Source organism: Tsukamurella sp. 1534, from assembly GCF_000312385.1.
Taxonomy (GTDB): Bacteria; Actinomycetota; Actinomycetes; order Mycobacteriales; family Mycobacteriaceae; genus Tsukamurella.
On record NZ_HE997626.1, the window covers coordinates 2,033,340 to 2,042,683 of the forward strand.

The following is a 9,344-nucleotide window of genomic DNA, read 5'->3' on the forward strand; positions in this document are numbered from 1 at the left end:
GAGGACTGCCATGACGCTCCCCGACTACTGGTTCCTCGCGATCGCGTTCCTGTTCACCGGCTACTTCGTGCTGGAGGGCTTCGACTTCGGAGTCGGCATGCTCATGCCGATCCTCGGCCGGCGCCGCGGCCACGCCGACTACGACACCCGGCGCCGGGTGCTGCTCAACACCATCGGCCCCGTGTGGGACGGCAACGAGGTGTGGCTGATCACGGCCGGCGCGGCCATGTTCGCGGCCTTCCCGGTCTGGTACGCCACGGTGTTCTCCGGCTTCTACCTGGTCCTGCTCGCGATCCTCGTGGGGCTCATCGTGCGGGTCTGCGCGATCGAGTGGCGCGGCAAGATCAACGATCCGCGGTGGCGCGGCTGGGCGGACTTCGGCATCGGCCTCGGCTCCTGGATCCCGGCGTTCTGCTGGGGCCTGGTGTTCGCGAACATCCTGCGAGGCGTGGACATCGACGCCGACGGCCGGATGACCTCCGAGGTCTGGGATCTGCTCAACCCGTACGGCCTGCTCGGCGGTGTCGCGCTGCTGGGGCTGTTCCTGCTGCACGGCGCGATCTTCGTGGCACTCAAGTCCGACGGTGCCGTGCGCACCGACGCCCGCACCCTTGCCGCGCGGATGTGGCTGCCCGTCACCGTGATCGGCGCCGCCTTCGTGCTGTGGACGCAGCTCTCCTACGGGAAGCCGTGGACGTGGACCATGGTGGTGACGGCCGCCGCCGGCCTCGTCGCGGCGGGCGCGATGATCCGCGCCGACCGTGAGCTCGCGGCCTTCGCCGCCACCTCCCTCGCGGTGATCGGAGTGAGCGTGCTGCTGTTCGGGTCGCTGTTCCCCGACGTGCTCAACGCCACGGATCCCGCGCGGTCCATCAGCATCGCCGACGCCTCGTCCTCGCACTACACCCTGGTCGTCATGTCCTGGTGCACAGTGGTGCTGCTGCCGATGGTGATGATCTACCAGGCCTGGACCTACTGGGTGTTCCGCAAGCGGATCAGCGCCACGCAGATCCCGCCGTCGATCGGCCTGAGCCCCCGTGCCTGAACCGGCCGTCCGCACGCGCACGGGTCCTGTGGACCCGCGGCTGCTGCGGTACGCCCGCAGCTCCCGCGGGCTCATGGCGGCCGTGATCGCCTGCGGCGTGGTCGATACCGCCGCCGTGATCGCGCTCGCGTACGGCGTGGCGACGGTACTCGCCCGCCTCGTGACCGGTCCCGCGGACCTGCCCGGCCCGGTGCTCCTGGTCGCGGGCGCCGTCGCCGTCCGGGTGCTCACCACCTACGTGCGCTCGCGGATCGAGCGACGGTCCGCGGACCGCGTGGTGTCCCAGTTGCGGTCCGCCGCGCTCGGCGCCGTCGGGCCCGGCAGGCTGCCCGCGGGCACCGATCACGAGGAACTTCGCACCGCCCTCACCCGGGGCCTGGACGACCTGCTGCCCTACCTCACCGGCTACGTTCCGGCGTTGGCGCTCAGCGTGATCGCCACGCCCGCCCTGGTCGTGGCGATGTTCGTGGCCGATCCGATCTCGGGCGCCATCGCCCTGGGCACACTGCCGCTGCTGCCCGTCTTCATGGTCCTCATCGGCCTGCTCACCCGCGACCGTACGCGCCGGCGCCTCGCGGCCATGGCGAGACTCTCCTCCCGGTTGCTGGACCTCGTGGCCGGGTTGCCCACCCTGCGCGCGCTCGGCCGTCAGCGCGGCCCCGAGCGCACCGTCCGCGAGCTCGGCGAGCGCAACGCGGCCGAGACGATGGGAGCCCTGCGCATCGCGTTCCTCTCCTCGATGGTGCTCGAACTGCTCGCCACACTGTGCGTGGCGCTCGTCGCCGTGAGCATCGGCCTGCGGCTGGTGTTCGGTGAGATGACCTTGTTCGCGGGCGTCTTCGCGCTCGTGCTGGCCCCCGAGGTGTACCAGCCGCTGCGCGCGGTCGGCGCCCGGTTCCACGCCGCCGAGCAGGGAGTGGAGGCCACGTCGCGGGTGTTCGCCCTCCTCGACCACCCCGCACCCGCGGTCGGGGACGGCGCCGCCCGCACCGGCGAGATCGTCCTGCGCGGCGTCGCGGTCGACGGGCGGGACGGCGCGGCCCCGTCGGGCTTCGACGGAGTTCTCCGGCCCGGGCGGATCACCGCGCTCACGGGGCCCAATGGATGCGGGAAGTCCACCCTCCTCACGGTTCTCGCAGGGTTGACGGTGCCGGACCGCGGGGAGGTCACCGTGGGCGGTGCGCCCCTGCGCGGCGGCCCCGAGTGGTGGGCGCGCGTCGCGTGGTGCCCGCAGCACCCTTACCTCGAGCCGGGTTCCCTGGAACACAACTTCACGCTCCTGGGGGCTCCTGTGCCGCAATCCGTTCCGCGGGTCGTCGCGGCCACGGGGCTCGACGAGGTGGTCGCCGAGCGGGGGTGGGAGCGTCCCGTCGGGACGGGCGGCGCGGGGCTGTCGGCCGGTCAGCGGCAGCGGCTCGCCCTGGCGCGGACTCTCGCGCTCGGTCGCGACGTGCTGCTGTTCGACGAGCCGACCGCGCACCTGGACCCGGACCACGCCGACCGCGTGCTCGCCGAGCTGCGCGCCCGCGCCGGCGCCGGGGCCCTGGTGGTGATCGTCGGTCACGACGAGCGGGTGCTCGCGGCGGCCGACGAGGTGCTGGAGGTGCGCCGTGCATGACCTGCGGATCTGCCTGCGCGCCCTGCGGACCCGGCCGCTCGCGCTGCTGGGCGCGATCGGTGCGGGCGTTCTCACCGCGGGCAGTGCCCTGGCGCTCGCCGGGCTCTCCGCGTGGTTGATCACGAAGGCCTGGACCATGCCTCCGGTGCTCGCGCTGTCGGTCGCCGTGACGGCGGTCCGGGCGCTGGGAATCACCCGCGGGCTCATGCGGTACGTCGAGCGGCTCGCTACGCACCGCGTGGCGCTGTCCGGGCTCACCGAGCTGCGGGTGGCGCTGTACGCGCGGCTCGCCGCCGCGCCGCCCGCCGCGAGCGTCCGCCTGCGCGACGGGGAGCTGTTGGCGCGCACCGGCGCCGACGTGGACGCGGTGGGGGACCTGCTGGTGCGCACCGTGATCCCCGCGGCGACCGCGCTCACCGTGTCCGGTGCCGCGGTCGGCTGGGCGGCGTTCGTCGACCCGCGCGCGGGCGCGGTTCTGGCGGGCTGCCTGCTGGTGGCCGGGGTGCTCGCGCCGTGGCTCGTGGTGCGGGCCACCCGCGCCCGCGCCGCCGCCGAGGCCGCCGGCAGCGAGGAGTTCGGCGCCGCCGCGTCGGCGGTGCTCGACCACGCCGGGGAGCTCGCCGTCGCCGGACGTCTCGCCGCCGTGCGCGCCCGTGCCGATGAGGCGGAGGCAGCGCGTCGCTCGGCGGTGGACCGCGCCGCCCGGATCGGCGCGCTCGCCGACGCCGCGGTGCCGCTCGCGGTGGGGGTGGCCGTCCTCGGCGCCCTCCTGCTCGCATTCACCCGCGCGGGCGCCGCGGACCCGATGACGCTGGGCATCCTGATCCTGCTGCCGCTGAGCGCGTTCGAGGCGGTCGCCCCGCTGCCCGACGCCGCCCGGCAGTACGTGAGATCGGCCGACGCCGCCTCGCGCCTCGCGCCCCTGCTGGATCTCGTTCCGGCCCCCGCGGCGGGGGAGCGGACCGTGGCCGGGCGTCCCGTGCTGGAGCTGGACGGCCTCGTCCTGCGCCCCGGCGACAGGCTCCTGGTGCGCGGCGAATCCGGCGCCGGGAAGACCACGCTGCTGCTGGCCCTGGCCGGCCTCGACACCCGCGGCGGCCGGGTGCTCGTGGACGGTGCGCCCGCCGCGGACTACGCGGACCTCCCCGCCGCGGTCGGGTTCTTCGGCGAGGACGCGCACGTCTTCGCCACCTCGCTCGCCGAGAACTGCCGCGTGGCGCGCGGCGATGCGACCGATGCGGAGATCGAGACCGCGCTGCGCGCAGTGGGGCTGGGCCCGTGGATCGACGGGCTCACCGATGGGGTGCACACCGCGCTGGATCACGGCGCCGATTCGCTCTCCGGCGGCCAGCGGCGCAGGCTGCTGCTGGCCCGCGCCCTGGTGAGCCGCGCCACCGTCGTCCTGCTGGACGAGCCGACGGAGCACCTGGACCGCGCCGACGCCGGGCGGCTGCTCGACGAGATCCTGGACCCCGCCGGTCTGTTCCGCGGGCGCACCGTCGTGGTCGCCGGACACGCGGCGCCGGGCCGCGTCGCGGTTCCCGAGATCCGGGTTCAGCGGCCGTCCGCCGAATCCCGGCGCGGAGGCCCGCAGAACCCGACGTTCGGAACGGCCGGAGCCGCGGCACGGGCGCTCAGGCCATGACGCCCGCGATGGCGGCGTCCACCGCGGCCTCGGCGAGCGGCCACTGCTGATCGCCGGGCAGGTGGTGCAGGGGGCCGCGCAACGCCATCTCCGCGAAGCCGTGCACCATCGACCAACAGGACCAGGTGGCGGACCGTCGCGCCGCGGGTGCGAGTAGGCCCGCGTGCACCATGAGGTCGAGGGAATCGGTGAGGGCGACGTACGGCGGTATGCCGGAGAGGGATTCGGGGTCGGGCACCTCGTCGCCGAAGAAGCAGACGGAGAACCAGCCGGGCTCAGCGAGCGCGAAAGCGATGTAGCCCAGGCCCACGGCGCGCAGCCGCTCGACCGGGCCCTGCCCCGCGGAGACCGGCATCGCGTCGGCCATCCGCTGCTCGATCGCGGCGGACACCGCCCGCAGCAGGGCCAGCCGGTCGGGGAAGTGGCGGTAGGCGGCGTTGGGGCTGACGCCCACCCGGCGGGTCACCTCGCGGATGGTCAGCGCCGACGGCCCGCCGCCGCGCGTGACCTCCAGGCCCGCGTCGACCAGCGCCTGCGCCAGGTCCCCGTGGTGGTACGCCATGAACCCTTGTGCCCCCTGCCACTCGTGTGTACGGTGTGAACATAACAGATGTGTACACCGTGAACATCAGTCGGAGGAACCCATGAACGCCGTACCGCCCGTCGTCGACCGCGAGACCTGGCAGCAGCAGCTCGACGAATTGCGCATCCGCGAGAAGGCCGCCACCCGCGAACTGGACGCCATCGCCGCCCAGCGCCGGCGGCTGCCCGCCGTGCAGCTCCCCGAGTACCGGCTGACCGCCGAGGACGGCTCCACCGTGACCCTCGCCGAGGTCTTCGACGGCAGGAGCCAGCTCATCACCTACCACCACATGTGGACCGACGGGAACGAGTGGCAGTGCGGCGGCTGCACCGGTGTCACGGCGCACTACGCCCGGCTCGACTTCCTGGAGAACTGGGACGCCCGGATGGTGGTGATCACCAACGGCCCGATCGACGAGGTCCTCGCCTACAAGAAGAAGCTCGGGAACACGATGACCTGGTACTCGACCGCCGGATCGAGCTTCGGCGCCGACATGGGGGCCAGCCCCGGCGGCGGCTTCGCCTACAACACCTTCGTGCGCGACGGGGACACCGTCTACCACCAGTGGCAGACCTTCAGCCGGGGCGCCGAGCAGGTGTCCTACACCTTCGGCCTCCTCGACGTGCTGCCCTACGGGCGCCAGGAGGTGTGGCAGGACGCCCCCGACGGCTGGCCCCAGGACCCGACGTACGCTCGCTGGGCGTCGTCGAAGCAGATGGCCGACTGGTACGGCTCGGCGTAGCCTCCCCGGCGCGCCGTCGCCCGACCGCTACTGTGACATGACTGAGACATGGTCGCGTCGCGGTGGAGAGGTCACGGCGACGTCGCGACCGCAGGCTAGGAGTCATGTACCGAATCGACCGACCGCTCATCGCGGCCGCGCTGTCCGCGCTGGCCTTCGCGATGCTCTACCTGGGTGCCGTGGGCACGCCGGTGGGCCAGTTCATCGACCAGGAGGTCATGAACCGCGTCTCCGGCGCCGCCGGCGTCGACGTCCCCACCCGTGGGGTGCTGGGCGATCTGCAGGTGCCGATCCTCCTGGCCCTGGCCGTCGCCGCCGGCGCGGTGGTGCTCGCGCGCCACTCGCTGCGGGTGTGGGTGGAGGCGTTCCTCACCCTCGGCGTGGGCGTGGTCGCCGCCGTGGCGCTCAAGGTCGTACTGCCGCGCCCCGAGCTGGGCGTGGGGCCGCTGCTCAACTCGTTCCCGTCGAACACCGTCGCGGCGGTCGCGGTGATCGCCGTCGCCGCGACGGTCGCCGCGCGGGCGGGCTCCTCACGCGCCGTGGTCGCCCTCACCATGCTGGGCCCCGCCGTCGTGGTCTCGGTGGCCGTGGTCGCGCAGCAGTGGCACCGCCCCGCCGACGTGCTCGGCGCGTGGCTGCTCGCCGGGTTCTCGGCGGCGCTCGCCCGCGTCCTGTGCCTCGCGGCGGACTGGGTCGCCGAGCTCCCGGCGGCGATGACGGCGGAACGGAGGCGCGCGGGTGGTCGCCCTGCTGCTCATCGAGGATGACGAGAACATCGTCGAGGGGCTGACCCTCTCGCTGGAACTGCTCGACCACCGCCTCGCGCACCTGCCGGCGGCCACCGACGACCTCGAGGAGCGCGTCGGCGCCGCGGACGTGGTGCTCCTCGACCTCGGCCTCCCGGGGGAGGACGGCTTCGCCGTGTGCCGCAGGATCCGGCGGTCGAGCCGGGTGCCGATCATCATCCTCACGGCGCGTTCCGACGACATCGACACCGTCGCGGGCCTCGAGGCCGGCGCGGACGACTACGTGGTCAAGCCGGTCAGCCCGCGCGTGCTGGACGCCCGGATCAAGGCCGCGATGCGGCGCGCGGTACTCGAAGATCCGCCGGCGCCCGAGCCGGACCCCGCGGCCGTCGCGCCCGCCCCCGGCACGGGGCTCGTGATCGACCGTGCGGCCGCCGAGGTCTTCCGCGACGGTGTCGCGCTGCCGCTGAGCCCGATCGAGAAGCGCATGATGTACGCCTTCGAGGACCACGCAGGGCAGGTGCTCAGCCGCGAGCAGCTGCTGAGCCTCGCCTGGAACCAGGACTTCCTCGGCGACTCGCGCCTCGTGGACAACGCCATCCTGCGGTTGCGCGCGAAGATCGATCCCGACGACGGCGAGAGCCGGATCGAGACCGTCCGCGGATTCGGTTACCGGTTCCGGGGCGACAGGTGAGCCTGCGCCTCCGGGTCATCCTGTCGACGGTGCTCATCGCGTGCGCCACGGCCTTGGTCACCGGGGGCGCGCTGGGGTACCTCGCCCGGGGGTGGGTCTACGAGGACGCGCAGGAGGCCGCGCTCACCACCTTCCGGCACGAGATGGAGATGTTCGACAAGGGCCGCGACCTGTCGGAGCTGGGGCCGGACACCGCCGTCTTCCGGGATGGGCGGGTCGTGGAGCAGGGCGGAGGCGTGGCGCCGCTCGTGCCCCCGGAGATGGAGAACTACCTCCAGAGACTGAACGTGGGGTACCGGTTCCAGCGGATGCCCGACGGGCAGGTGCTGGTGGGGCATTCGCTCAGCTCGAACGTGCTGCCGCCGGGCGCCTCCGCGGTGACGATCTACCGGCTCGCGCCCCTCGGCGACGTGTCCGCGCGGCTGCGCCAGCTGACTCTGCTCATCGCCGCGGCGTCCGTGGGCGGCGGGATGCTCGGCGGCGCGGTCGGACTGGTCCTCGCGCGCCTGCTCACCCGGCCGCTGCGCCGGCTCAAGGAGGTCGCGGCGCAGGTCGCCTCGGGTGACCGGGACGCGCGCCTGCCCGAGACCTCCGTCGCCGAGCTGCGCGACATGACCACCACGTTCAACGCCATGCTGGACCGGCAGTCCGAGGTGATCGAGGTGCTCAGCCGTGAGGAGGAGCGCTCGCGGCGGTTCGTCAGCGACGTCTCGCACGAGCTCCGCAGCCCCCTCGCCGCGCTCGTCCCGGCCGCGGAGGTGCTGCGGGAGCAGGTGCGGGGCGACGGTCCGCCCGGCCGCGCGGCCCGGCTCGTGGGGCGGGAGATCGACGAGCTGGCGCAGCTCGTGGAGGACCTGCTGGAGATGACGCGGCGCGACGCCGGCACCGTCTCCCTGCAGATCGAGGAGCTCGAGGTGAGGGAGCTCGTCGGGTCCGCGCTGGAGCGGCGCGGCTGGTCCCGCGTCGCCGTCTCCGGGCGCCCGGCGGTGCTGCGCACCGATCCGAGGCGCGTGGTCGCCGTCGTGACCAACCTCGTGGGCAACGCGCTGCGGCACGGGGCCGAGCCGGTCACCGTCGCCGTGGACCCGACCGCCGACGGTGCGCTGGTGACCGTGCGCGACCGGGGCGACGGGGTGCCCGCGGGGCACGAGGAGGCCGTGTTCACCCGCCTGCACAAGGTGGCCGAGGCGCGCACCCGCAGCGGTGGCGTGGGCCTGGGGCTCGCGATCGCCCGGGAGAACGCGCGCCTGCTGGGCGGCGACGTGCGGTACGCGCGCGACGGCGGCGAGACCGTGTTCACCGCGTGGTTCGTGGACCGGCCCGCGAAGCCCTGACCTCGTCGTTCGCCGAGAGATTAAATCCGTTGCCGGGGGCCGCGGCCGGGCGTAGCGTCGGTCCTGTCAACGGAAAGGAGGTGATCCGAGAAATGGTGAATTTCAGGATCAAGGAGGTGGCTGACCGCTAGGCGGCCACCCACCTGGAATGACGGGGCCCCCTTCGGCGCGTGAGGTTCACGCCCGGAGGGGGTTCTCCGTCGTCCGGGGCCCGTGCCCTATCCCGCGGCCACGTCGCGGCGCGCGGCGAGGGCGATCGCACCGGCCCCGAGGAGCACCGTCGCCGCGGCGAGTCCGGCGATCACCGGCGCGCTCGCCGCGTCGATCGGGAGGGTGCCGACGGCGTGCAGCGGCGACAGGTCGCGCGCCCAGCCGGGCAGCCGCAGCGTCTCGGCGAGCATTCCCACCACCGCGGCCCACGCCACGAGGAGCCAGCCCAGGGCGACCGGGCGCGACGTGGCGCCGCGCGCCGCGAGCCCCACCGCCACCACGAAGCAGACGGGAACCAGGTAGCCGAGGCCGGCGCCGAACGAGACCCCCACGTCGGATCCGTTCCCGCTGGCGGCGGCCGTCGCCACCCCGAGCACGAGGGCGCCGGCGAGGAGCACCGTCGCCGCGACCGCCAGGGCCGTGCCGCCCCAGGCGAGCCACCACGCGCGCTGCCGCACCCGGGTCGACCCGACGAGGCCGAGGCGCCCCGTCGCCTCCTCCTGCCCGAGGCGGCCCACCACCTGCAGCCCCGCCGCCGCCGCGCACAGCGCGATGAACAGGACCGCGATGCTGCCGACGAGGTCGGTCGCGCGGGAGACGCCGAGCGCCTCGAGCATCATCGGGTTCGCCTCGACGAGCTCGGTGACCTCGGTGGACAGGACCCCGAACACCGCGGCGAGTACCACCGCGAGGAGGGTCCACCCGAACGCGGTGCCGCGCACCAGCC

At 74.0% G+C, this 9,344-nt stretch carries 8 protein-coding genes and 1 pseudogene; 7 read left to right on the plus strand and 2 right to left on the minus strand.

What is annotated here, in order from left to right; genetic code table 11:
* Positions 1–10 precede the first annotated feature (10 nt).
* Genes cydB through cydC form a run of 3 tightly spaced genes read left to right on the plus strand, consistent with a single transcriptional unit; the run spans position 11 to position 4,308 of the window.
* Positions 11–1,045, plus strand: a complete 1,035-nt coding sequence (gene cydB, locus BN39_RS09780; protein ID WP_019202215.1) for a cytochrome d ubiquinol oxidase subunit II — start codon at positions 11–13, stop codon at positions 1,043–1,045.
* The gene (gene cydD / locus BN39_RS09785; protein WP_040766122.1) at positions 1,038–2,663 is read left to right on the plus strand and encodes a thiol reductant ABC exporter subunit CydD; all 1,626 of its coding nucleotides are present in this window, start codon (positions 1,038–1,040) and stop codon (positions 2,661–2,663) included. The genes cydB and cydD overlap by 8 nt, the downstream gene beginning before the upstream one ends.
* The gene (gene cydC, locus BN39_RS09790) at positions 2,656–4,308 is read left to right on the plus strand and encodes a thiol reductant ABC exporter subunit CydC (RefSeq protein WP_019202217.1); all 1,653 of its coding nucleotides are present in this window, start codon (positions 2,656–2,658) and stop codon (positions 4,306–4,308) included. Before cydD ends, cydC begins: the two co-directional genes overlap by 8 nt.
* Here the strand turns inward: cydC and BN39_RS09795 are convergent.
* Positions 4,298–4,870, minus strand: a complete 573-nt coding sequence (locus BN39_RS09795) for a TetR/AcrR family transcriptional regulator (protein WP_019202218.1) — start codon at positions 4,868–4,870, stop codon at positions 4,298–4,300. The two genes, cydC and BN39_RS09795, sit on opposite strands and share 11 nt — an antisense overlap.
* Positions 4,871–4,952: 82 nt before the next feature.
* Between BN39_RS09795 and BN39_RS09800 the strand changes: the two genes are divergently transcribed.
* From BN39_RS09800 to BN39_RS09815, 4 genes are all read left to right on the plus strand, one after another.
* Positions 4,953–5,633: a DUF899 family protein gene (locus tag BN39_RS09800; RefSeq protein ID WP_019202219.1), complete on the plus strand. Its 681-nt coding sequence runs from the start codon at positions 4,953–4,955 to the stop codon at positions 5,631–5,633.
* Between the two features lie 104 nt (positions 5,634–5,737).
* Complete coding sequence (locus tag BN39_RS22210) at positions 5,738–6,400, plus strand: phosphatase PAP2 family protein (protein WP_019202220.1); 663 nt, start codon at positions 5,738–5,740, stop codon at positions 6,398–6,400.
* Complete coding sequence (locus BN39_RS09810; RefSeq protein ID WP_019202221.1) at positions 6,372–7,073, plus strand: response regulator transcription factor; 702 nt, start codon at positions 6,372–6,374, stop codon at positions 7,071–7,073. Before BN39_RS22210 ends, BN39_RS09810 begins: the two co-directional genes overlap by 29 nt.
* Positions 7,070–8,407, plus strand: coding sequence for a cell wall metabolism sensor histidine kinase WalK (locus BN39_RS09815; protein WP_019202222.1), 1,338 nt, complete (start codon positions 7,070–7,072; stop codon positions 8,405–8,407). Before BN39_RS09810 ends, BN39_RS09815 begins: the two co-directional genes overlap by 4 nt.
* Positions 8,408–8,625: 218 nt before the next feature.
* Here BN39_RS09815 and BN39_RS09820 read toward each other — a convergent pair.
* Positions 8,626–9,344, minus strand: a pseudogene (locus tag BN39_RS09820) (hypothetical protein); the annotation flags it as partial.